Genomic DNA, 22,487 nt, shown 5'->3' on the forward strand with positions numbered 1-22,487 from the left:
TGCTGGGCATGGCGCAGGTGGTACCTGGCCTACTCCACCCCGTCCCTTGCCCGGTTCACCCCCTCACGGTAATCCCTTGCCGCCCTCCGCCACAAACCCTTCCCTCCCCCTGGCCCTAAACTGAAAGGGTGAAGGCCAAGACCCTCGGCGAACTCCGCCGCACCTACCCTTTGGCGAAGCTAGTGCGCACGGTGAAAGAGGAGGCCCGGGAAAACCTCCGGGGAAAGCTGCAGAAAGGCGAGCCCCTTTTCCCCGGCATCCACGGGTACGAGGACACCGTGATTCCCGCCCTGGTGCAGGCCATCTTGGCCAAGCAAAACTTCATCCTCCTGGGCACCCGGGGCCAGGCGAAAAGCCGTATCCTGCGCTCCTTGGTGAACCTTCTGGACGAGGAGATCCCCGCCCTGGCCACCGAGCTCAGGGACAACCCCTTAAGGCCCATCTCCCCCGAAGGGAAAAGGCTCTTGGAGGAGGCGGGGGATGAGGCCCCCATCGTCTGGATCCCCCGGGAGGAGCGCTATGTGGAAAAGCTGGCCACCCCTGACACCACCGTGGCGGACCTGCTCGGGGACATGGACCCCATCAAGGCAGCGCGAAGGGGTACGGGCCTAGCCGACCTGGAGAGCATCCACTTTGGCCTCCTGCCCCGGGCGAACCGGGGCATCTTCGCCGTGAACGAGCTGGCGGATCTGGCCCCCAAGGTACAGGTGGCCCTCTTCAACATCCTGGAAGAGGGGGATGTGCAGATCCGGGGCTACCCCATCCGCCTGCCCCTGGACGTCTGGCTGGTCTTCACCGCCAACCCCCAGGACTACACCGCCCGAGGGCGGATCGTCACGCCCCTAAAGGACCGGATTGGCAGCGAGATCCGCACCCATTACCCGAGGACCCTCGAGGAGGGCCTAAAGATAAGTGCCCAGGAGGCCTTCGTACCGGAGGAGGTGGTGCTCCCCGAGTGGATCCGCCTTTCCGTGGAGGCCGTGGCCTTCGCCGCCCGGGAGGACCGCCGGGTGGACCAGACCGCCGGGGTTTCCCAGCGCCTGGCCATCAGCCTTTTGGAGGTGGTGGCGGCCAGCGCGGAAAGGCGGGCCCTCCTACAGGGCACAAGGCCCGTGGCCCGACCCCTGGACCTCTACGCCGGGCTTCCCGCCATCACCGGGAAGCTAGAGCTGGAGTACGAGGGGGAGCTTCAGGGAGCGGAAAAGGTGGCCCGGGACCTGGTGCAAAGGGCCTTTGGCCTGGTCCTCCCCCGCTACCGCCTTAAGACCGAGGCCATCGTGGCCTACTTTGAGGAGGGGAACCTCCTCACCCTACCGGAGGGAAACCTGGAGGAGGCCCTAAGGGCTATGGAAGAGGTGCCAGGCCTCCTGGAAGCGGCCCAGGTCCTGGCGGAAAGCCAGGAGGCGGAGGTGCTCCTTTCCGCGGGGGAGTTCATCCTGGAAGGCCTGGTGGGCAGGAGAAAGCTGGCGCGGGGCGAGACCAGCTACCAGGCCGCGGAAAGGGCGAGGGGTTATGGCAACTAGCCTGGAGCGGGACAAGGAAGCCGTGCTGAAGACGCTAGCCCCCTACCTTCAGGGCAAAGGGGTGAAGCTGATCCTCTATGGCTCCCACGCCCGGGGAGACGCCCAGCGCGGTTCGGACCTGGACCTAGCCCTCTTGGGTCCTCTGCCCCTCGGGGAGCTCCTCCCCCTCCTAAGGGAGGCCTTGGAGGAAGCCCCGGTGCTTAGACGGGTGGACCTGGTGGACCTGGGGGAAGTAGACCCCGTCTTTCGCGAAAGGGTTCTAAGGGAAGGGATCGTATGGGCCGAGTACTAGCGGGCAAGGTTCTTTGGAGGATGACGGATGAGGGCCATTCGCTATAGCCGCTACGAGGGAGGCCTGGAAGACCTTTCCCCCGAGGAGATCCTGAGCCTCCTCGAGGATTTCCTTCTGGACTCGGGCTTTTCCGACCCCTTCCAGCGCTACGACCCGGACCCTGAACGCCGGCCCACCCTCGAGGACCTCTACGACGCCCTCCTCCAGGCCCTCCTCAAAAACGAGCTGGTGCCGGAGGACTGGCTTCGGGAAGCCCGCTTCGCCGAGCGCAAGGAGGACACCCGGCTCCACCAGGCCCTCACCCGCATGCTGGAAAGGCTACGGGAGGCCGGGTACATCCGCCTACCTGGAGAGGACCCTACGCACCCCGCCCAAGGTGGGTACACAGGAGAGGCGGGAGAAGCCCGCTTTGAGCTCACGGAGAAGGCTTCCGACTTCCTGGGCCTCAAGAGCCTCCGGGAACTCCTGGGGGCTTTAGGCCGCAACGCCCCGGGCCTCCACCCCACCCCCCACCACGCCCCAGGGGTGGAAAAAACCGGGGAAACCAAGGGCTTTGAGTGGGGGGACCCCTTGGAGCTCAACGTACCCGAAACCCTTAAGAGGGCCATAGCCAAGGGCCTGGCGGCGCTTTCCCCAGAGGATCTGGTCATAGATTTGGCGGAGTACACCGCCAGCATGAGCACCGTGGTCCTCCTAGACTGTTCCCACTCCATGATCCTCTATGGGGAAGACCGCTTCACCCCCGCCAAAAAGGTGGCCCTGGCCCTGGCCCATCTGATCCGCACCCAGTTCCCCGGGGACCGGGTGCGCTTCGTCCTCTTCCACGACACCGCCGAGGAGATTCCCCTCTCCCGCTTACCCCTGGCCCAGGTGGGGCCTTACCACACCAACACCAAGGCCGGGCTGGAGCTGGCCCGGACCCTCCTTAAGAAGATGGGCGGGGAGATGCGGCAGATGATCCTCATCACCGACGGCAAGCCCTCGGCCATTACCCTGCCCAGCGGGGAGGTCTACAAAAACGCCTGGGGCCTGGACCCCTTGATCCTGGCGGAAACCCTCAAAGAGGCCACCCTGGCCCGGAAGGAGGGGATTCCCATCCACACCTTCATGCTGGCCCGGGAACCCGAGCTTCTGGCCTTCGTGAAGAAGCTCTCCCAGATTACCCGGGGCAAGGCCTACCTCACCCACCCCGGCAACATCGGAAGGTACCTTCTCCTGGACTTCTTGAACAAAAAGGTACAAAGGAACTGAGCCATGAGGCCACCCAAAGACTCGGGAACCCCTCCTCACCGGCAGAGGCCTGGGAAAACCCTCTGGGTTTTCCGCCTGAGCCTTCTCCTGGAAAGGCTCCGTCCCCAGCTTTACCCCAAACCCCCTCCCGCCTTGGTGCAGGAGCTGAAACAGGTGCGCACGCCCCTACGCCTTGACCTGCCCTACTATCCTGCCCATTCCGGCCGGGGCTACGTGTTGATTCCTTGGGACACCTACATGGAGGAGGGAGAGGAGATCCTCCGAGGCCTTTGAAAGGGGACGCCTTCTCTTATGGGGCAATCCATCACCCGCTTTATGCCCTCCTCATGGCAGCGTAAAGGCATGGGCATGCGCACACCCTACTGGCTGCCCATCGTGGCCCTCCTGACCCTCCCTGGGGCCTTTGCGGAGGACTGGCGGCTTACCCAAAGCCAAACCCTCTCCCAGGCAGGGGCCCGGGAGTGGCGCTACACCCTAAGCCCAACGGGTAAGGAAGCCCAGGAACTTTGGCGGAGACTCTCCGAACAGTACCGGGACCACCTGCGGGCCGGGTACCGGGTGGACCTAGGGGCCTGGCGGGTTTACTTTTTGGGGGGAAGGCTAAGGGTGGAGCCCCACTGCCCGGCGGTCAACCCCGCCTGCTTCACCTTTGGGGCCCTCCCTGTGCCCAAGGAGCGGCAAGACCGGTTCCTCTTGGAGCTTTCCCAGCTTCTGGACCTGGCCCTTACCCAGGCCCGAACCAAGGGGGGCGTGGTGCTTCTCTCCCGGCTTTTCCGCCTCGAGGTCCCCCGGGGAGCCCATCCCCCCTATCCCGCAACCCCCTCGGGCTGGCGGCCCTAGGGCCTCCCTGGCCTTACGCTAAACTGGGGGCATGACCTTCGGCTTGCGACCCACCGGGGAACACCCTGAAGGAGCCTCTCCCATGGGCAAGGGTCCGGGGGGATGGGTTCAGCCCTCTCCCTTCTTGCGGGTTTGGGCGTGCGGGTGCTGAGGCTCGGCCTGGTGGCCTACCCTGGCCTCGGGGGTAGCGGCATCGTGGCCACGGAGCTGGCCCACCGCCTGGCCCAGATGGGCCACCGGGTCTATCTTTTCGCCACGGAAAGGCCCTTCCGCCTCCCCAAGGACAGCCCTGTGGTCTACATCCCCGTGGACCTCCCCTTTTACCCCGTCTTCCCCGGCCCCCTGTACACCCTTTCCCTGGCTGGGGTGCTGGAGCGGGAAGCCAAACGCCTGCAGCTGGACCTGGTCCACACCCACTACGCCATCCCCCACGCCGCCGCCGCCTACCTGGCCCTTGGAGAGGAACTGCCCCTGGTGCACACCCTCCATGGCACGGACGTATCGGTTTTGGGGATGGACCCCGCCTTCCACGGGCCCACCCGGAAGGCCCTGCAAAGGGCCAAGGCCACCACCGCGGTCAGCCGGGCCTTGGCCCAGGAGGCAGAGAAGGCCTTTGGGGTTAGCCCCGTGGTGATCCACAACGCGGTGGACCCAGAGCGCTTCTACCCCAGGCCGGAGCGTAAGAAGCTTTATACGGAAGAGGGGGAGTGGCTTTTGGTGCACGCCTCCAACTTCCGTCCCATCAAGAGGGTGCCGGATATCGTCAGGGCCTTCGCCAAGGTGCGGAGAAGGGTAAAGGCCAGGCTTCTCCTCCTGGGCAAGGGCCCGGAGGAGGGGGAGGCCAAGCGGGTGGCCGAGGAGCTGGGGGTGGAGCGCTGGGTTTCCTTCCATCCCCCCACACCCCACCCCGAGGAGATTCTGGGAGCCGCCGATCTATTTCTCCTGGCCTCAGAGGAGGAATCCTTCGGGCAGGCAGCCCTCGAGGCCCTGGCCAGCGGGGTGCCCGTGGTGGCCACCGCGGTGGGTGGCGTTCCGGAACTGGTTCGCCCCGAGGTGGGGCGCCTGGTGGAGTTGGGGGACCTGGAAGGCTTCGCCCAGGCGGTGCTGGACCTCCTCGCCCATCCCAAACTCCCCAGGATGCGCCAGTTAGCCCGGGAATACGCCATGGCCCATTTCCACCCCGAAAGGATCACCCAGGCCTACCTGGAGGTGTACCAGAAGGCCCTGGGGGCCCCCCCTTACGGATCGGAAACCTAAACCCCGCCGGGGAAGGTCCCACGGCGGGGAGAAAACGGGGTTCCCGTCACCGGGGCCGCCCCCTAGGCATGGGCCACCACTTCCTTCCTGGCCCGCCCCCTTGCCCCCTTGGCCTTGGTCTGCCGGGCCCGTTCCTCCAGGGCCTTAAGCCCCCCCACCAGGGCCAGGTCCAGGACCTGGTCCAGGTGCTCCACGAAGTGGAAGGTCATGTTCTGGCGCAGGGGCTTGGGGATGTCGCTGAGATCGGCTTCGTTTTGCTTGGGAAGGATCACCTCCCGGATCCCCGCCCGCCTGGCCCCCAGCACCTTCTCCTTAACCCCACCGATGGGCAGAACCCGGCCCGTCAAGGTGATCTCCCCGGTCATGGCGATGTCGTGGCGGACGGGCACCTCCGTGAGGGCGCTGACCAAGGCGCTCACGATGGCCACCCCGGCGGAAGGACCTTCCTTGGGAATGGCCCCCGCCGGCACATGGATGTGGATGTCCGACTCCTCAAAACGCTTCAAGGGGATGCCGAAGCGCTCGGCGTTGCGCTTAGCGTAGGAAAGCGCTGCCCGGGCGGATTCCTTCATCACATCCCCCAGCTGCCCGGTGAGGATCAGGTTGCCCTTACCGGGCATTACCGAGACCTCCACGAACATGATGTCCCCGCCCACGGGGGTGTAGTACATGCCCGTGGCCACCCCCACCTGGGGCTCGCGGGCCTCGGTTTCCGGTAGGAAGCGGGGAGGGCCTAGGTACCTTTCCAAGTCCCTTTCCGTGATGCGTACCCGTTTCTTGCCCTCTTCCAGAATCTGCCGCGCCGCCTTGCGCAACAAGGAGCCGATCTCCCGTTCCAGCTGGCGCACCCCGGCCTCGCGGGTGTAGTGGGTGATGAGGCGCATAAGGGCCGCCTCCGTGATCACCACCTGGCCCTCGAGGAGGCCGGTCTCCCGCATCTGCCGGGGTAGGAGGTAGCGCTTGGCGATCTCCAGCTTCTCCTGCTCAATGTAGCTGGTGAACTCTATGGCCTCCATCCGGTCCCAAAGGGGGGCCGGGATGTTCTGGGGGAAGTTGGCGGTGCAGATGAACATCACCTCGGAAAGGTCAAAGGGCACCCCCAGGTAGTGGTCCACGAACTCCTTGTTCTGAGCGGGGTCCAGGACCTCGAGGAGGGCCGCCGCCGGGTCGCCCTGGTAGGAGATCCCCAGCTTGTCCACCTCGTCCAGGAGGAAGACGGGGTTCTTGGTGCCCGCCTGGCGCAGGCCCTGGATGATGCGGCCGGGCATGGCCCCGATGTAGGTGCGCCGGTGCCCGCGGATGTCGGATTCATCCCGCACACCCCCCAAGGAGATGCGCACGTACTTGCGGCCCAGGGCCTCGGCGATGCTCTTGGCGATGGAGGTCTTCCCCACCCCGGGAGGCCCCACAAAGAGAAGGATGGGCCCCTTGTTCACCTCGTCCGCTGGGATCTCCCCCCGCTTGGCCCGCTCGGCTTTTAGCTTCCGCACCGCCAGGTACTCCAACACCCGGTCCTTCACCTTCTCCAGGCCGTAGTGGTCCCTTTCCAGGATCTCCTTGGCCCGGTTTAGGTCCAGGTTGTCCTCGGTGCGCACGTTCCAGGGAAGGTTGACGATCCAGTCCAGATAGGTGCGGATGACGCTGGCCTCAGCGGAATCGGGGTGCATGCGGGCGAAGCGGTTGAGCTCCCGCTCCACCTCCTGCCGCACCACGGGGGGCAGGTCCAGCTCCTCCACCTTCTTGCGGAACTCCTCCACCTCCTCGGCGCCTTCCTCCCCATGGAGCTCCCGCTGGATGGCCTTCATCTGCTCCCGGAGGAAGTACTCCCTTTGGTTGCGGTCAATCTCCTCCTTGACCTGTTGCTGGATGCGCCTTTGGGTTTCTATGAGCTCCAGCTCCGCCTCCAGGAGGACCAACACCCTTTTGAGCCGCTCCGCCACACTGGGGATTTCCAAAACCCGCTGCTTGTCCTCCAGGCGGAAGTCCATGTGGAAGGCGACGTAGTCCGCCAGCTGGCTGGGGTCTTCCAGGTTTAAGATGAACTGCGCCACCTCGGGGGCCAGGTACTTGCCCTCCTTGAGAAGGGCCTGGAACTTGTCCTTCACCTCCCGCACCAGGGCCTTGACCAAGGTGGCCTCTCCGGGCTCGTCGGAGAGCACCTCCCCCTTGGCCTCGAGGTGGTCCCCCAGGTCCAGCCACTCCTTCACCCGCACCCGGGCGAAGGCCTGGACCAACACCTGGACCGAGCCATCCGGGTTCTTGCGCATCTTGAGGATGTTGCAGGCGGTCCCCACCTCGTAGAGGTCCGAAGGCTTAGGGGTTTCCACCTCCTTGTCCTTCTGGCTCACGATGAGCAGCACCCGTTCCCGGGCCAAGGCCTCGTCAATGGCCCGAATGGAAATGGGCCGGCCAGCGTCTATGGGCATCACCATGGTGGGGTAGATGACCGAGCCCCTCACCGGGCAAACGGGCAGGGTTTCTGGCAGCATGGTTTCCCTCCTTTCCTTGATCTCGTCCATATCCTAAGCCTACCTATGTCAAGTTTACTGCATTATGGCGTTTAGCACCAGGCCCCCATTCCTGGCGTAAGCTTAAAGCCATGCGCCGCTTCCTCTGGGTCCTTCTTCTGGGACTGGCCATGGCCCTTGCCCAGAAAAGCGGGGGTGGGGTGGGCGGGCGCCCCTACAGCCCAAGCCCACCCCCCATGAGCCCTGGCCCCGCTCCCGTCTTCCCCATGCCGGCCCCATCCTACCCCACCTATCCCGGCCCCATCGTGGTCTACCCCGGGGGTGGAGGCGCAAGCCTAGGCCTGGTGCCGGTGCTAGTATTTTTTGGCTTGATCCTGATGACCGCCTACATGGTGCGGGGCCTCCGCCGGGCAGGGGAAGGCCCCACCGCCAGCGTGGCCAGGTTACGCCTGGCCCTCCTGGCCCGTCCCCAGGTGCAAAGGGCCCTAAGGCGCTTGGCCGAGGAAGCGGACACCACCTCTGCCAAGGGCCTGGCGGACCTGGTGGACGAGGCAGCGCTTCTACTCCTCCGGGAGGAGGCCGCCTGGCGCTTTGGCGATTACCAGGTGGCCGCGGGTTCCGAGGAGGAGGCCTTGGCCCGGTTTGACGCCTGGATGCTGGAGGAGCGAAGCAAGTACCAGGAAACCTTCCGCCACTTTGAGGGGAAAAAGCAGGTGGCAGGGGGATACCAGGCCCAGGTGGAACCCGGGGGACGCTACCTGGCGGTAAGCCTCCTTTTGGCCGACCACCGGCTTCTTCCTCCCCGGTCCCCTTTGACCCGGTCCCGGGCACGGGAGGCCCTTATGGACCTGGCAGGCTCCAGCCCCTACACCCTCATGGCCGCCTACCTCTCCTGGACCCCGGAAAAGGAGGGGGAGGCCCTCACGGAAGAGGAGCTTCTCCTCCTCTACCCCGACCTGGACAAGCTTTGAACGGGCGAAGCCCTCCGGGTAGAGTGGACCCGTGGTACAGGTCTCTCGGCGCACCGTCACCTTCCTACCCCCTCCTGGGGCCCAGGCCTTAATCGGGGATTTCACCGACTGGGAGAAAAACCCCCTTCCCCTTTCAGGCCCCGTCACCCTGGAGTTCCCGGAAGGAGCCTACGTGGAGTATGCCTTTTTGGACGCCAGGGGACATCCCTTCCCCGATCCCGATAACCCCGAGCGGGCCGACAACCCCTGGTGGACCTACCCCCGGGCCGTTAGGCTTCCCGGCCACCGTTTTGAGGCCCCGCCCGAGCCAAGGAAGGAGCCCAAGGTGGCCCGGCACCGCCTGGGGGAGAGGCGCTACTATGTGGCCGAAACCGGGGCAAGCCCCAAGGCCACCCTGGTGGCCCAGGATGGGGTGGCCTTCTACCGCACCGCAGGCCTGCACAAGGTGGCCCGAGCCTTAGAGGAGGCAGGCGAAATCCCCCCGGTCCGCCTGGTCTTCGTGGAACCCATAGACCGGAACCAGGAGTACCGCTTTTCGGAACGCTACGAGGAGGAGTTGCACCGAGTGCTGGCCGAGGTGGAGGGATTCTATGGCTCCTTAGGGGATCTGGTCCTGGTGGGGGCCTCCTTGGGGGGGCTTTTCTCCTTGTGGCAGGCCTGGCGCCACCCGGATCGCTTCCCCAAGGTCCTGGCCCTCTCCCCAGCGCTGAAAGCCCACCCAGGTGGCACCGACGCCTATCGGGACCAGGAGTGGCTTTTAGAGCAGTACGCCAAGGCCCAGGTCCTACCCCGCATCTACCTGGAGGTGGGTCTTTTGGAATGGCTGTTGGCTCCAGCCCGCCGCTTTGCTGCCCTCCTCGCCGACCGCAAGGTTCCCCATGCCTACCGGGAAAGGGCCTCGGGACACAACTGGGTCACGTGGAAACAAGGCCTGGCCCCAGGGCTCAGGTACCTTTTGGGGGAGGCATGAGCGGGGAAGCGCCCTTGGTGCTCCTTTCCGTGGCGGTCCTCGAGGCCCTCCTCTCCGGAGATAATGCCTTGGTGCTGGCGGTGATGGTCAAACCCCTACCAGCCCACCTCCGCCGCAAGGCCCTGTTCTACGGGGTCCTGGGGGCTTACCTCCTGCGGGGCCTAGCCCTCCTCTTCGCCGTGTACGTGATCCGGCTATGGTGGGTCCAGGTTTTGGGAGGGCTTTACCTCCTCTTCCTCATGCTGCAGCATTTCCGCAACCACCCGGAGGCCCAGCGGCTTCCCGCGGTCACCGCCCGGGAGTTCTGGCGGGTGGTGCTCCTCATCAACCTGGTGGACCTGGCCTTTGCCGTGGACTCCATCCTGGCGGTGGTGGCTTTTTCCCAGGACCTGGCCTTGGTCTTTTTAGGCGTGGCCCTGGGTATCCTCTTCATCCGCCTGGCCGCCAGCTACGTGGTGGCGGTGATGGAGCGGTACCCTAGCCTGGAAAAGGTGGCCTACGCCCTGGTGGGCTGGGCGGGGGTCAAGCTCCTCCTGGAGGGAAGCGCCACTCTGGCCGAGCTCTCACACCACCCCGAACTGGCCTGGCACCTGCCCAAGCCCGCCTTCTGGGGCGTAACCCTCCTCATCCTCCTGGGGGGAAGCCTCCTGGCCTTCCGGAAACATGCCTAGGGATTGGGATGCCTTTTACCGGGAATGGGAAGGGGAACGAGCCCCTGCCTTCACGGTGCGGGCCTATGGCCCCTTCGTACCCCCTGGGCCCATCCTGGACCTGGCCGGAGGCCTGGGGCGGAACGCCCGCTACTTCCTGCACCGGGGCCATCCCGTGGTCCTGGTGGAAAAGAGCCTCGAGGCCCTGCGAAGGCTGGCCGGCACCCCGGGGCTTACCCTGGTGGAGCTGGACCTGGAGGGCCCCAAAGCCCTCTCCCTCCTCCCCCGGGGTCCCTTCGCCGCCATCCTCATGAGCTACTACGTGAACCGCCCACTTCTTAAGGCCCTTCCTCCCCTGGTGGCCCCAGGAGGGCTGGTCCTGGTGGAGGGCTTTAGCCGCCTAGAAGCCATCCGGCGGAGGAGGCCGGAGAGCCCCTACTACTGGGAACCTTACGAGCTCCTCACCCCTCCCCTCGGCCTTGGGCTACGTGCCTTCGGGGAGGGGTGGATGGAGGGCTACCGGGTCTATGCCGTCTACCAGAAGCCTAGGCCCTAAGCCCCCGGGCCACCAACTCGGCGATGTCCAAAACCTCGGGAGGCGCTTCGTCCTGGGCCACCTCCACATTCATCATGGCCATACAGAAGGGGCACCCCGTGGCGATCACCTCGGCCCCCGTGCCCTTAAGCTCCCGGTAGCGGTTCTGGGAAACCCGCATGGCCCCAGGCTCCTCCTCCTTCCAGAACTGGGCCCCGCCTGCTCCACAGCAGAAACTCCGCTCCCGGCTCCTCTGGGGTTCGCTGAGGGCCAAGCCCACCCCCTTGAGCACCTCCCGGGGCGCCTCGTACACCCCGTTGTGCCGGCCCAGGTAGCAAGGGTCGTGGAAGACCACCCGCCGGGCCTCCTGGGAAACCTTCAGCCGCCCCGAGCGCAACAGCTCAGCGATGAACTCCGAGTGGTGGACCACCCGGTACTCCCCGCCAAAGGCCTGGTATTCATTGCCCAGGGTATGGAAACAGTGGGGGCAGGTGGTCACGATGGTTTTGGGGGCCACCTGGTTTAAGGTTTCCACGTTCTCCATGGCCAGCTGGAAGAAAAGGTACTCGTTGCCCGCTCGCCGGGCGGAATCGCCCGTGCACTTCTCCTTACGACCCAGGACCGCCCAGTCCACCCCGCTGGCGTTGAGGATTTCCACCATGCTCCTGGCGATCCTCTGGGCCCGGGGGTCGTAGCTGGCCGCACACCCCACCCAGTAGAGGACCTCGGGGTGGGGCTTCTCCTCCACGGTGGGTACGTTAAGCCCCTCGGCCCAGTCCAGGCGCTTGTCCTGGCCGATGCCCCAGGGATTGCCGGAGCGCTCCATCCCCCTAAAGGCGTTGTTCAGCTCCTGGGGGAAGGCTCCCTCCATGAGCACCTTGGCCCGGCGCACATCCAGGATGTGCAGCATGGGCTCGTTGCCCACCGGGCAGACCTCCACGCAGGCCATGCAGGTGGTGCAGGCCCAAAGGGCTTCCTCATTTAGGGCGAAGTCCATGAGGGGCCGGGGGCTTTCCTGGCCGCTGGCGAAGGCGGGGAGAATCCCGTTTAGCTCGTAACGCTCAGAAATCACGATGGCTGCTGGGGAAAGGGCCTTTCCCGTGGTGTAGGCCGGACAAGCCTCTTGGCAACGGTTGCACATGATGCAGGCGTAAGCGTCCAAAAGCCGTTTCCAGGAAAGGTCCTCCAGCTTCTCCGCCCCGAACTTCTCCTCCTCTTTCTCAAAATCCAGAGGCCGCAAGACCCCGGGCTTTTCCTGGCCAAAGGCCAGGTTGATGGGGCCCATCATCAGGTGGATGTGCTTGGAACGGGGGAAGTAGGGGAGGAAGAGCAGGATGGAACCCAGGGCCCCCCACCAGAAGACGTGTTCCAAAACCACCAGGCTAGAGGGGGCAAGCCCGGAAAGGAGGCTGGCTAGGAGGCTCGCCACCGGCTGGAAGGGATCGGGTTCCCCCTGGGCCAGGCCCGCGGCCTTGGAGAGAAGGCGGCTTCCCACGTGAAAGGTGATGAAGGCCCCCACGATGGCCGAGTCCCGGGGTATCCCCTGGCGCACCCGCTCGTGGAGGAGCACCCTGGGGTTCCAAGTGAAGTCGTGGGGGGCCACCAGGTAGCGGCGCACCATCAGGCCCAGGATGCCCACCAAGATGGCCGCCGTCAGGATGTCGGCGATGAGGTTATAGGGATTCCAAACGCCTCCTTGGGTGTGCAGGGGGAAAAAGCCCTCCAGGAGGTCCACCAGGTTGACCAAGAGGTAGTAGATGAACCCATAGAAGACAAAGGCATGCAGGAGAGAAACCCAAGGCCGTCTTTTAAAGACGGTCTGTTGCGTCAGGGTTAGCCAGATGGCCCTCCCCACACGCTCGGGTAGGCGGTCAAATCGGTCCTCAGGCCGTCCCCGGCGGATGGCCAGGTAGACCCGGCGAAACCCCGTGTAGGCGTAGTACAGGCTTCCGGCCAGGAGCAGGATAAAGAGGATTTTCTCCGGTAAAGTCAGCATGGGTAAGACCTCCTTATACTCGGTTAAAGTTTACCCCACCCTGGCAAAGGCGTACAATGGTGGCCCATGGAAGCCGTGGCCTTTGGCATCCTCCTCTTCTTCAGCCTGTTGAACCTCTGGACCTTCCACCGCTTTAAGAGGCCCCTCCTGCCCTTGGTGCTGGCCCTTTTTGCGACTTTCTTCGTCTTCTTTCTTTCCCCAATCCTAGGGCTTTTGGTCTTCCTCCTGGGGCAGACCCTGGCCTTCTACGCCGCCGGGAAAAGGTGAAAGCTGAGGAAGGCCACCAAAGCCCCGAAAAGGGCGCCCACCAGGACCTCGAGGTAGGTGTGGCCCAGCAGTTCCTTCAAGGGCTCGGCGGCGGGACCCTTCTGCAACACCTGCTGCAGTTCCTGAACCAACTGGTTGAGGAGCTGGGCGTGAAGCCCAGCCGCCCGGCGGATCCCCGTGGCGTCGTACATGACGATGAGGGCAAAAATGGCGGCCACGGCGAACAGGGTGCTGCCAAACCCCTCCTGAAAGCCCACCCCCATGGCCAAAGCGCTCACCGTGGCCGAGTGGGAACTGGGCATCCCCCCGGTTTCCAAGAAACGTTCCCATTGAAACCGGCCCTCCAGCAGGTAATAGATGAAAATCTTCAGGGTCTGGGCCAGGAAGTTGGCCAGGATGGCCGTCCAAAACACCTGGTTAGCCAGAAAGTCCATGCCGCCTGAGTATAGCCGCCTTCACGGTATTGGCCATCAGCATGGCCACGGTCATGGGCCCCACGCCCCCGGGGACCGGGGTGACGGCGGAGGCCACCTCGGCCACCTCCGGGTGCACATCCCCCAGGAGCTTGTCTTCCTGCCGGTTCACCCCCACATCCACCACGATGGCCCCGGGCCGCACCCACTCCTTCCGCACCAAGTGGGGCTTCCCCACCGCCACCACCAACACCTCTGCCCGCCGGGCGATCTCGGGGAGGTTCCGGGTACGGGAATGGGCCACGGTCACCGTGGCATCCTCCCGCAGGAGGAGGCCGGCGAGGGGCTTGCCCACGATGTTGGACCGCCCCAGGACCACCACCTCCTTGCCTCTTAACTCCACCCCATAGTGCTGCAGGAGGCGGACGATGCCTAGGGGCGTGCAGGGGAAAAGCCCCTCGCCCCCGCTCCAAAGCTTGCCCACGTTGAAGGGATGGAAGCCATCCACATCCTTGAGGGGAGAGATGGCCTCTAAAACCCGCTCCGTGCGGATGTGGGCGGGCAAGGGAAGCTGGACCAGGATACCGTCCACCTCGGGATCTTGGTTGAGGGTCTGGATCCGCTCCAAAAGGGCGCCCTCGGGGGTATCCGCCGGATATACCTCCACCTGGCTCAAAAGGCCAAGCTCCCGGGCCCTTTTGTCCTTAAGGCGCACGTAGGAAACCGAGGCGGGGTCCTCCCCCAAACGGATCACCCTGAGGGAGGGTACGAACGGCAAGGAGCTAAGGGTCTGCCTCAGCTCCTGGTACACGGTTTTCGCCACCTCGTGGCCGGAAAGTATACGGGCAAGGGTCATCTCAGCCCTCCTTAGGCACCACCTTCAGCTCGCCCCCCTGGATCCGCCGGTACAAGCGGCCGAGAACCCCGTTGACAAAGGCCCCTGAATGCTCTCCCCCATAGCGGTTGGCAATCTTCACCGCCACCTCAATCAGGGGAGCAAAGGGGGTGGGTTCGTACAGCATCTCGTAGGTGGCCAGACGCAGCACGGTGAGGTCGGTCTTGGACATCTGGGCGAAATCCCACCCCTCCACCGTCTCCCGTAGCACCTGGTCCACCTCCTCCGCATGGGCCTTGTACCCCTCTAAAAGGCGCCGGGCAAAGGCCACCCCCTCCTGGTCCAGGGGATCCCCGTAGGAGTCCTCCTCTCCTCCCATCTCCTCCAAGGCGTGACGGAAAGCTTCCTCCAGATCCACCCCCCCCTGGGTGTGGGCAAAGAGGGCCCGCATGGCCAGTTCCCTGGCTCGCCTAAGCATGGGCCTCCTTTCGGTACTCCACCTGGGCCACGGTGAGGTTCACCGCCTGAACCTTTTCCCCGGTGGCCAGGAATAGGGCTTCGGCCACTGCCTTTTGCACCGCCTGGGCCACCTCGGGAATGGAAACCCCGTAGTCCACGGAAAGAACCAGGTCCACCGTGTACCCCTCGGGGGCACGCTCCACCTTGATGGGCTTCATCCGACGGAAAACCTCACCCAAAGAGCGGGGTGCGGTTTCCAAAAGCCGCACCCCCTGGACGTCGGAAAGGGCGTGGCCCACCAGCCCCTCGAGGGCCTGGTCGCTGATCTCGTACTCCACCATCACACGCCCAGTCTACATCTCCATCCGCCGGGCCACGAAGTTGGTGTACACGGCCCCCCGGCGGAAGAAGGCGTTTTGCAGCACCTTTTGGTGGAAGGGGATGGTGGTCTTAAGGCCAGGCCCCTCGATCACCGTTTCCGAAAGCGCCCGCTCCATGCGCCGGATGGCCTCCTCCCGGGTGGGCGCCCAGGCGATGATCTTGGCGATCAGGCTGTCGTAGTGGGGCGGGATCTGGTACCCCGCATAAAGGTGGCTGTCCACCCGGATCCCCGGCCCCCCGGGGAAAAGGAGGGTTTCCACCTTGCCGATGGAGGGCCTAAAGCCCTTCTCCGGGTCTTCGGCATTGATGCGCACCTCTATGGCATGGCCCCGGACCTCCACCTCCTCCTGCTGGATCCAAAGCCTTTCCCCCATGGCGATGCGGAACTGGGCCTGGACCAGGTCCACCCCCGTGATCATCTCGGTCACGGGGTGCTCCACCTGGATGCGGGTGTTCATCTCTATGAAGTAAAAGTTGCCCTCCTTGTCCACCAGAAATTCCAGGGTGCCGGCGGAAACATACCCCACGTGCCGGGCGAGCCGGGCTGCGGCCTCGGCAATGGCCTTGCGGGTTTCCCAGGGAAGGGTGCTGGGGGCTTCTTCCAGGAGCTTTTGGTGCCGGCGTTGAATGGAACAGTCCCTCTCCCACAGGTGAATCACGTTCTCCCCATCCCCCAGAACCTGGATTTCTATGTGTTTTGGCTCTTCAATGTACTTCTCCAGGTAGACGGCAGGGTTGCCAAAGGCCGCCCGCGCCTCCTCCTGGGCCTGCTGGACCGCCCTCTCTAGCTCCTCTTCGGTGTGTACCAACCGCATTCCCCTGCCCCCACCCCCAGCGGAGGCTTTGAGGATCACGGGATAGCCGATCTCGTGAGCGGCCCGCCTGGCCTCCTCCACGCTCGCAAGCTCATCCGTTCCCGGAACCGTGGGAACCCCAGCCTCGCGCGCCACCTTCCTGGCGGTAGCCTTATCCCCCAGGGCGCGCATGTTCTCAGGGGTGGGGCCGATAAAGGTGATGCCATGGTCCCGGCACATCTCGGCAAAGGTGGCGTTTTCCGCCAGAAAGCCATAGCCGGGATGGATGGCGTCGGCCCCGGTCACGATGGCCGCGGAAAGCAGGTTGGGGATGTTCAGGTAGCTCTGCCCCGAAGGGGGCGGCCCAATGCAAATGGCCTCGTCCGCCAAAAGCACCGGCAGGCTCTTCTCATCAGCGGTGGAGTGGGCCACCACGGTCTTGATCCCCAGCTCCTTGGCGGCCCGGATAATCCGGAGGGCGATCTCGCCCCGGTTGGCGATCAGAACCTTTTTCATAGCGGCTGGATCAGGAACAGGGGCTGCCCGTACTCCACGGGTTCCCCGTTTTTCACCAGGATCTTTTTAACGATGCCGGAAACCTCCGACTCAATCTCGTTCATCAGCTTCATGGCCTCGATGATGCAGAGCACCTGGCCCTTCTCCACCCGGTCCCCTTCCTCCACGTAAGGGGGGGCATCGGGGGCGGGGGCCCGGTAGAAGGTACCCACGATGGGGGCCCTGATCTCCACACAACCCGCACAGCTGTCCTCGGCTTGGGTGGCTTCCGGTTGGGGGGCTTCCGCAGGCGGAGACGGGGGTACCGGAGCCGAGCCGGTGGGCCCAGGTGAAGGCAAGGGAGCTGGCGGGCTGGCGGGGGTGGGTAGACCTTGGGGCACGGCCACCACCTGCACCTCACCCCCGCGGCGTACGGTCAGCTTGTAATCGGGAGTCTCCAGGGTGAGCTCGCTCACCCCATGCTCCACCAGGGCCTGCAGGATCTGCTTCAGTTCCTTGGGCGTCATAGGAGCACCTCGCGGCATAAAGCTTACCCTATCCAAGGGCCACCACCACCTTTGGACCCGGTAAAAGAAAGAACCCGGGGGTGAACCCGGGCGATCCGGCCCAAAGGCCTCAGGCGCGGCCCACGTACTGGCCCGTGCGGGTATCCACCTTGATGACCTCGCCGGGCTCCACAAAAAGGGGCACCTGGACCACCGCTCCGGTCTCCAGGGTGGCGGGCTTGCTCCCGCCGGAGACCGTGTCCCCCCGCACCCCCGGAGGCGTGTCCACCACCTTGAGCTCCACCACGGTGGGCGGGGTGATCTTCAGGGGGCGCCCCTCGTACATGTCCCCCAGGACGGTCATCCCCTCCTTGAGAAACCGCGCGGCCTCCACCTGGTCCTTGGGCAGGTGGAACTGTTCGTAGGTCTCGAGGTCCATGAAGACCAGGTCGTCCCCCTCCTGGTACAGGTACTGGAGCTCCCGGGTTTCCACGTAGATGTCTTCCAGCTTCTCCCCGGAGTTGAAGGTGCGCTCAATGGTGGCCCCGGTTTCCAGGTTCTTGAACTTGGCCACCACCTTGGCCCCACCGCGGCCAATCTTTTGGTGCTGGTATTCCACGCACTCCCAAAGGCCACCCTCCATCCTCACCTTGGTTCCGGGTCTAAGGTCGGTCACGCTGATCATGCTTCCTCCTGAAGGTCCAAGACCTGGGGCGCAAGCCCTAAGAGGTCAATATACCGGAGGTACTCCTCCTCCCCAAGCTCCCGCCCAGCCAAGGCCACCAAAAGGGCCTCCATGACGTTGGTGCCAAAGCTCCGCCCATTTAGGCGGGGGGTGGTGGTGATGAGGCGCCTTACCCCCCGTTCCCTAAGGAAGGCCACATCGTCCTCCGTGGTGGTGTTGGTGAGCACGGTTTTCCCCTTCATGGCGTCGGGCATATGGCGTTTAATGTAGTGCCAGTCCCCCGCCACCAGATCCGCCCACAGATAGTAGCGGCTTCGCCAGTCCACCACCCGCCTCTCCTGCTTTTCCCCCGTGGGGTAGAGGAGCGGGAAGGGAAGCTGGGTGAGGAGGGGGAGGAGAACGGAGGCCAGCTTCTGCAAAAAGGAGAGGGAGTACAGGGGTATGGGTAGCCCCAGGGCAAAGATGAAATCCCCGTAAAGAACCTTAGCTCCAGCCTCGTGCAGGGCCTCAGCCAAACCAAAGCGATCCACAGCGGAGGGCAACAATACCTTGGTTTCTTTCCAGTTTATCAGCCCGGCCAGCTGGGCCACCGCCCGGCGCTCCAAGGTGTGCTTAAGACCCGAGCCGTCCACCACCGGGGTTTTACGGGCAGCATCCTTAAGCCTTTGGGCGTCCCGGATGGTGTAACGCCGCCCCCCGGCCCATAGGTAGAGGTCTATGCCCCCAAGGCCGATGGCCTCCACCTGCCCGTCCAACTCCGCAATGAGGCAAAGGGCCCGTTGGAAATCCCCGTCCGTGCCCCGCCTTTCCAGGTTTACCCTTTCCCCCAGAAGCTCCAGCTCCACCACCGAGTCGCGCCGGCTAGAGCCCAGGGATACCGAAACCACACGCTTGGCCACGAAGGGCTATTCTAACCCCGCCCAGAGGGCCAGGGCCAGGAAAACCCCAGCGAGAAGGAAAAAGGGCCAGACCCTCCGAACCCCAACGAGCCGGGCCAGAAGGCCGAAGACCAGGCTGCCAAAGGCCAGGGCCAAGAAGAGGGCCTCGAGGTGGGCCACGAAGGACCGCATGGCCTAAGGTTAGCGCAAGACCCCCATCCCTGGGACGGCCGAAGGGGGCGGCCCGCCTCGAGTTCCCATTCCCGCCAGCGCCGGCCCAGGACCCAGTGGACCCTACCCCAGGACCAGGCCAAAGGAAGGGTCCCCTACCGCCCCCTGGCCTCCAGCCACCCCGCCTGCAAACCCTTAAGGCCTATGGCGTGGTACACCAGTTGGGCCGCGGTCATCTCCGCATGGAACTGACCCGTTGGGGAAAGCTCCACAAAATCCATGCCCACCACCTCCTTTTCCGCGAAAACCGCCGCAAGGAGGTCCACCACCTGGCGGTAGGAAAGCCCTCCCGGCAAGGGGGTACCCACGCTGGGCATAAGGCTTGGGTCTAGGGCGTCAAAGTCCAGGCTGATGTACACCCGCTCACCCAAAGCCCCCAGTATCTCCTCTAGAAGCCCTTCCCGGTGCAGGCGATGGGCGGGAAAAAGGGCCACCCCCTTCTCCTGGGCAAAGGCCAAGGAGTCTTGGTCTATGGCCCTAATCCCCACCTGCACCAAGGAAAACCCTTCCTGGACTAAGCGGTAGAAGGGGGAAGCATGGGAATACACCGAACCTTGCCACGAGGGGTAAAGATCCGCATGGGCATCTATCTGGAGCAGGGAAAACTCCCCCAAGACCTCCCGATGGGCCTGAACCAGGGGGTGGGTGATGGAGTGGTCTCCCCCCAAGGAGACCACGAACTTCCCCGCCCGAAGGTGCGTAAGGGCGGCCTCCCAGATCAGGGCGTGGCTTGCCTCTGCGCTCCCCGCCACCCAAGGGACGGGCTCGGTTGCGTGGATCCCCACCTCCTCAGGGGCCACCTCCAGCTCCAAAAGGAAGGGCTCCAGCTCCCGGCTGGCCAGGAGGATGGCCTCAGGGCCCCGCCTGGCCCCGGGCAAAAAGGAGAGGGAAAGGTCGTAGGGCACGGGCAGGACCACCACCCGAGCCTCCGGGTATGGGGTATCGCGTTCACCAAAGGGAAGACGCATACCCCTAAGAGCCTAGCAGATGGCCTAGCGCCCGAGGAAGAAAAGCTCTAAAAGCCTGAGAAGGGCTAGGGTACCCCGCTCAAAGTCCTGGATGCGGATATGCTCGTTGGGGCTGTGCACCCGGCTACCCGGATACCCCACCCCCAGGCCCACCGCCGGAGCCTTGAGGTAGTGGAGGAAGGGGTGCATGGGACCGGACCCTGCCATGTTGGGATAGAGGACGGCCCTCTCCCCAAAGGCCTCCTCCAGAGCCCTCTTGGCCAGGTTCACGAAGGGATGGGAAAGATCCGAACGGGCGGGATGCTCCCCTTTCTCCAGGACCACCACCTCCACGTCGTGAAAGCCCTGGGCCTCGAGGTGCCGCCTCAAAAGCCCAGGGATCTCCTCCGGGTCCTGATCCGGCACCAGGCGGAAGTCCAGCTTGGCTAAGGCCTCTGCGGGCAACACCGTCTTGGACCCCGGGCCACCGTAGCCTGAATGAAAACCATTCATGTTGACGCAGGGCTCGGCATAAAGCCGCTGGTTGAACTCCAGGTTCCTGGCCCCTCCCAAAAAGTCCCGCACGCCAAAGGCCTCCTTTAGGGCCTCGGATTCGTCGGGGATCTCCGCCAGCACCTCCATCTCCTTGGGGGTTAGAGGGCGGACCCGATCGTAAAACCCCGGGATCAGTACCCTTCCCTCCTCGTCCCTCAGGCTGGCAATGGCCCGGCTTAGGCGGTAGATGGGGTTCTCCACCACCGCCCCATAGGAGGAGTGCAGGTCAAAGGCTGCCGTGCGCACCCGAAGCTCCAGGGCCACGATACCCTTAAGCCCCGCATAGAGGTAAGGACGCCCCTTGGCATCCACCCCACCCGCCTCCCACACCATGGCCTCCGCCGCCAAGAGGTCCTTCTTGTCCCTCACGTAATCCCCCAGGTGGGGGCTTCCTATCTCCTCCTCCCCCTCCACCACGAACTTCACCCGGGGAAGAAAACCGTGCTTCTTCTGGAATAGGCTTAGGGCCACCACCCGGGCCACCAACTCCCCCTTGTCGTCGTGGGTACCCCGGCCATACCAAGCGCCCTCCCGTTCCACCAGGCGAAACGGCTCCGTTTCCCAGAGTTCCAGGGGATCCGGAGGCTGTACATCGTAGTGATTGTAAAATAAAAGCGCCTTATCCCCCTCGCCCCCTTCCGCGTAAACCACCGGGGGGCCGTAGCCGTGGTGTAGCTCCGCCTTTAGGCCTAGCCCCCCCAATACCTCCGCCACCCTAGCCGCACCCGCCTCGAGGGCCCTCCCTTCGGCGCTCACCGTAGGCAGGGCCACCAACTCCGCCAAAAGCGCCCTAGCCTCCTCCAAAAACGGCCCCATGATAAACTGAGCATACTATGGTGGAACCCTCCTTGGTCCTCTATGGGGCCCTGTACCAGCGGGCCATGGACGTGTTACAGGAAACCCTGCAGGAAACTGGGGCCCGCTATGCCCTCTTTGTAGACCGTAAGGGATTCGTTCTGGCCCACAAGGAAGCCCTCTGGGCCCCCAAGCCCCCGCCCCTGGACTCCCTGGCCACCTTGGTAGCGGGCAACGCTGCCGCCACCCAGGCCCTGGCCAAACTGTTGGGCGAGGCCCGCTTCCAGGAAGTGGTGCACCAGGGGGAACGCATGGGGCTTTACGTGGACGAAGCCAGCGAGTTCGCCCTTTTGGTCTTGGTCTTTGACGACAACGCCCCCTTGGGAAAGGTCAAGCTGCACGGCAAGCGGGCTGCGGAAACCTTAGCCCGCCTAGCCGAGGAAGCCCTCGCCAACCCACCCAAGCTGAACCTGGACACCCAGTACCGCGAGGAAGCCAGGGCGCTCCTAGACGAACTTTTCGGCAACTAACATGAGCACCATCAACTTCGCCAACCGCGAGATCAACTTCAAAATCGTCTACTACGGCCCGGGGCTATCCGGAAAAACCACCAACCTGAAATGGATTTATAGCAGAATCCCCGAGGGACGCAAAGGGGAGATGGTTTCCCTAGCCACAGAGGACGAGCGCACCCTCTTCTTTGACTTCCTTCCCCTAGACCTGGGCGAGGTCAAGGGCTTCAAGACCCGTTTCCACCTTTATACCGTCCCCGGGCAGGTTTTCTACAACGCCAGCCGCAAGCTCATCCTTAGGGGGGTAGATGGCATCGTATTCGTGGCCGACTCCGCCCCCAACCGCCTCAGGGCCAACGCGGAGAGCATGCGCAACATGCGGGAGAATCTGGCCGAGTACGGGCTGAGGGTAGAGGATATCCCCGTGGTGCTCCAGGTGAACAAGCGGGATCTTCCCGACGCCTTGCCCGTGGAAATGATCCAGGCGGTGGTGGATCCCCAAGGGCGCTTCCCCGTGTTTGAGGCGGTGGCCACCGAAGGCAAGGGGGTGTTTGAAACCCTCAAGGAAGTAAGCCGCCTGGTCCTGGCTAGGGTAGGCAGCACCTAAGCCCTGTCCTTATGGGGCGAGGTGCTACACCTCGCCCCATTTTTTACTTCCCCGGATAACCCGCGACCTGCAGTGGGGTTCTTGCTTCCAAGTGACGACTCCCCGCTCTAGAGAGCGGGGCTTCTCAGAGGCGGGTTTATTCCCACCTCTGAAGGCCCCGTCCGAGCCCTGGCCTAGATGTTCACTGCCGCTGCCACATCCCGATGGAGAAGAGTACCACAAGAGGGACAGGTGAACTCCCTGACCCACAAGGGCTTCTTCTCCCGGTAACCGCAGACAGGGCAGTCTTGGCTTGTGTACTTAGGGTCCACCTTGATGACCTGCCTACCAGCCTCCGCCGCTTTGTAGGCAAGGATTTGGAGAAACTGCGCCCA

At 64.2% G+C, this 22,487-nt stretch carries 27 protein-coding genes; 13 read left to right on the plus strand and 14 right to left on the minus strand.

Annotated features, from left to right (window positions below; all coding sequences use genetic code 11):
• Positions 1–128: 128 nt before the first annotated feature.
• The 6 genes from L0D16_RS01635 (at position 129) to bshA (ending at position 5,163) form a co-directional block, all read left to right on the plus strand.
• Positions 129–1,523, plus strand: coding sequence for a sigma 54-interacting transcriptional regulator (locus tag L0D16_RS01635; protein ID WP_243029596.1), 1,395 nt, complete (start codon positions 129–131; stop codon positions 1,521–1,523).
• The gene (locus tag L0D16_RS01640) at positions 1,513–1,815 is read left to right on the plus strand and encodes a nucleotidyltransferase domain-containing protein (protein WP_243029597.1); all 303 of its coding nucleotides are present in this window, start codon (positions 1,513–1,515) and stop codon (positions 1,813–1,815) included. Before L0D16_RS01635 ends, L0D16_RS01640 begins: the two co-directional genes overlap by 11 nt.
• 27 nt (positions 1,816–1,842) lie before the next feature.
• Positions 1,843–3,066, plus strand: a complete 1,224-nt coding sequence (locus tag L0D16_RS01645) for a vWA domain-containing protein (RefSeq protein WP_243029598.1) — start codon at positions 1,843–1,845, stop codon at positions 3,064–3,066.
• A gap of 3 nt (positions 3,067–3,069) precedes the next feature.
• Positions 3,070–3,339, plus strand: a complete 270-nt coding sequence (locus tag L0D16_RS01650; protein WP_243029599.1) for a hypothetical protein — start codon at positions 3,070–3,072, stop codon at positions 3,337–3,339.
• Between the two features lie 69 nt (positions 3,340–3,408).
• The gene (locus L0D16_RS01655; protein WP_243029600.1) at positions 3,409–3,906 is read left to right on the plus strand and encodes a hypothetical protein; all 498 of its coding nucleotides are present in this window, start codon (positions 3,409–3,411) and stop codon (positions 3,904–3,906) included.
• 102 nt (positions 3,907–4,008) lie between these two features.
• Positions 4,009–5,163 carry an N-acetyl-alpha-D-glucosaminyl L-malate synthase BshA gene (bshA, locus tag L0D16_RS01660; RefSeq protein ID WP_243029601.1) on the plus strand — a complete coding sequence of 385 codons (1,155 nt, stop codon included), beginning with the start codon at positions 4,009–4,011 and terminating at the stop codon, positions 5,161–5,163.
• Between the two features lie 62 nt (positions 5,164–5,225).
• Here bshA and lon read toward each other — a convergent pair whose 3' ends face one another.
• Positions 5,226–7,652 carry an endopeptidase La gene (lon, locus tag L0D16_RS01665; protein WP_243029624.1) on the minus strand — a complete coding sequence of 809 codons (2,427 nt, stop codon included), beginning with the start codon at positions 7,650–7,652 and terminating at the stop codon, positions 5,226–5,228.
• A gap of 110 nt (positions 7,653–7,762) precedes the next feature.
• On the opposite strand from lon, the gene L0D16_RS01670 reads away from it, so the two are divergent.
• The 4 genes from L0D16_RS01670 to L0D16_RS01685 are packed head-to-tail and all read left to right on the plus strand — an operon-like array spanning position 7,763 to position 10,778.
• Positions 7,763–8,602, plus strand: coding sequence for a DUF1517 domain-containing protein (locus L0D16_RS01670; RefSeq protein ID WP_243029602.1), 840 nt, complete (start codon positions 7,763–7,765; stop codon positions 8,600–8,602).
• A gap of 31 nt (positions 8,603–8,633) precedes the next feature.
• Positions 8,634–9,572 carry an alpha/beta hydrolase-fold protein gene (locus tag L0D16_RS01675; RefSeq protein ID WP_243029603.1) on the plus strand — a complete coding sequence of 313 codons (939 nt, stop codon included), beginning with the start codon at positions 8,634–8,636 and terminating at the stop codon, positions 9,570–9,572.
• Positions 9,569–10,243 (plus strand): TerC family protein, encoded by a 675-nt coding sequence (locus L0D16_RS01680; protein ID WP_243029604.1) that lies wholly within the window; start codon positions 9,569–9,571, stop codon positions 10,241–10,243. Before L0D16_RS01675 ends, L0D16_RS01680 begins: the two co-directional genes overlap by 4 nt.
• Entirely contained in the window at positions 10,236–10,778 is a 543-nt protein-coding gene (locus L0D16_RS01685; RefSeq protein WP_243029605.1) for a class I SAM-dependent methyltransferase, read from the plus strand. Before L0D16_RS01680 ends, L0D16_RS01685 begins: the two co-directional genes overlap by 8 nt.
• On the opposite strand, the gene L0D16_RS01690 is transcribed toward L0D16_RS01685, so the two are convergent.
• Positions 10,768–12,753, minus strand: coding sequence for a (Fe-S)-binding protein (locus tag L0D16_RS01690; protein WP_243029606.1), 1,986 nt, complete (start codon positions 12,751–12,753; stop codon positions 10,768–10,770). The two genes, L0D16_RS01685 and L0D16_RS01690, sit on opposite strands and share 11 nt — an antisense overlap.
• A 66-nt stretch (positions 12,754–12,819) precedes the next feature.
• On the opposite strand from L0D16_RS01690, the gene L0D16_RS01695 reads away from it, so the two are divergent.
• Positions 12,820–13,020: a hypothetical protein gene (locus L0D16_RS01695; protein WP_243029607.1), complete on the plus strand. Its 201-nt coding sequence runs from the start codon at positions 12,820–12,822 to the stop codon at positions 13,018–13,020.
• On the opposite strand, the gene L0D16_RS01700 is transcribed toward L0D16_RS01695, so the two are convergent.
• From L0D16_RS01700 to L0D16_RS01750, 11 genes are all read right to left on the minus strand, one after another.
• A complete protein-coding gene (locus L0D16_RS01700) occupies positions 12,999–13,454 on the minus strand; it encodes a divergent PAP2 family protein (RefSeq protein WP_243027389.1) in 456 nt (151 codons plus the stop codon). The two genes, L0D16_RS01695 and L0D16_RS01700, sit on opposite strands and share 22 nt — an antisense overlap.
• Positions 13,438–14,289, minus strand: coding sequence for a bifunctional 5,10-methylenetetrahydrofolate dehydrogenase/5,10-methenyltetrahydrofolate cyclohydrolase (locus L0D16_RS01705; protein ID WP_243029608.1), 852 nt, complete (start codon positions 14,287–14,289; stop codon positions 13,438–13,440). Before L0D16_RS01705 ends, L0D16_RS01700 begins: the two co-directional genes overlap by 17 nt.
• Before the next feature lies 1 nt (position 14,290).
• Positions 14,291–14,746 carry a transcription antitermination factor NusB gene (gene nusB, locus L0D16_RS01710; RefSeq protein ID WP_243027387.1) on the minus strand — a complete coding sequence of 152 codons (456 nt, stop codon included), beginning with the start codon at positions 14,744–14,746 and terminating at the stop codon, positions 14,291–14,293.
• Positions 14,739–15,068 carry an Asp23/Gls24 family envelope stress response protein gene (locus L0D16_RS01715; protein WP_243029625.1) on the minus strand — a complete coding sequence of 110 codons (330 nt, stop codon included), beginning with the start codon at positions 15,066–15,068 and terminating at the stop codon, positions 14,739–14,741. Before L0D16_RS01715 ends, nusB begins: the two co-directional genes overlap by 8 nt.
• A 12-nt stretch (positions 15,069–15,080) precedes the next feature.
• Positions 15,081–16,418: an acetyl-CoA carboxylase biotin carboxylase subunit gene (gene accC / locus L0D16_RS01720; RefSeq protein ID WP_243029609.1), complete on the minus strand. Its 1,338-nt coding sequence runs from the start codon at positions 16,416–16,418 to the stop codon at positions 15,081–15,083.
• Positions 16,415–16,924: an acetyl-CoA carboxylase biotin carboxyl carrier protein gene (accB, locus tag L0D16_RS01725; protein ID WP_243029610.1), complete on the minus strand. Its 510-nt coding sequence runs from the start codon at positions 16,922–16,924 to the stop codon at positions 16,415–16,417. Before accB ends, accC begins: the two co-directional genes overlap by 4 nt.
• A 109-nt stretch (positions 16,925–17,033) precedes the next feature.
• Complete coding sequence (efp, locus tag L0D16_RS01730; RefSeq protein ID WP_243029611.1) at positions 17,034–17,588, minus strand: elongation factor P; 555 nt, start codon at positions 17,586–17,588, stop codon at positions 17,034–17,036.
• The gene (locus L0D16_RS01735) at positions 17,585–18,487 is read right to left on the minus strand and encodes an RNase P subunit p30 family protein (protein WP_243029612.1); all 903 of its coding nucleotides are present in this window, start codon (positions 18,485–18,487) and stop codon (positions 17,585–17,587) included. The genes efp and L0D16_RS01735 overlap by 4 nt, the downstream gene beginning before the upstream one ends.
• 6 nt (positions 18,488–18,493) lie before the next feature.
• A complete protein-coding gene (locus tag L0D16_RS01740) occupies positions 18,494–18,658 on the minus strand; it encodes a hypothetical protein (RefSeq protein ID WP_243029613.1) in 165 nt (54 codons plus the stop codon).
• A gap of 134 nt (positions 18,659–18,792) precedes the next feature.
• Positions 18,793–19,665: an agmatinase gene (gene speB, locus L0D16_RS01745; RefSeq protein WP_243029614.1), complete on the minus strand. Its 873-nt coding sequence runs from the start codon at positions 19,663–19,665 to the stop codon at positions 18,793–18,795.
• Positions 19,666–19,689: 24 nt separating this feature from the next.
• Positions 19,690–21,015, minus strand: coding sequence for a M20/M25/M40 family metallo-hydrolase (locus L0D16_RS01750; protein ID WP_243029615.1), 1,326 nt, complete (start codon positions 21,013–21,015; stop codon positions 19,690–19,692).
• 17 nt (positions 21,016–21,032) lie between these two features.
• Between L0D16_RS01750 and mglB the strand changes: the two genes are divergently transcribed.
• Entirely contained in the window at positions 21,033–21,524 is a 492-nt protein-coding gene (gene mglB / locus L0D16_RS01755; protein ID WP_243029616.1) for a GTPase-activating protein MglB, read from the plus strand.
• 1 nt (position 21,525) lies between these two features.
• Complete coding sequence (gene mglA / locus L0D16_RS01760; RefSeq protein WP_243027379.1) at positions 21,526–22,113, plus strand: GTPase MglA; 588 nt, start codon at positions 21,526–21,528, stop codon at positions 22,111–22,113.
• Between the two features lie 173 nt (positions 22,114–22,286).
• On the opposite strand, the gene L0D16_RS01765 is transcribed toward mglA, so the two are convergent.
• The coding region (locus L0D16_RS01765; RefSeq protein ID WP_243029617.1) for an RNA-guided endonuclease InsQ/TnpB family protein at positions 22,287–22,487 on the minus strand (201 nt) is incomplete at its 5' end.

It is taken from the genome of Thermus altitudinis (genome assembly GCF_022760835.1).
GTDB classification, from domain to species: domain Bacteria; phylum Deinococcota; class Deinococci; order Deinococcales; family Thermaceae; genus Thermus; species Thermus altitudinis.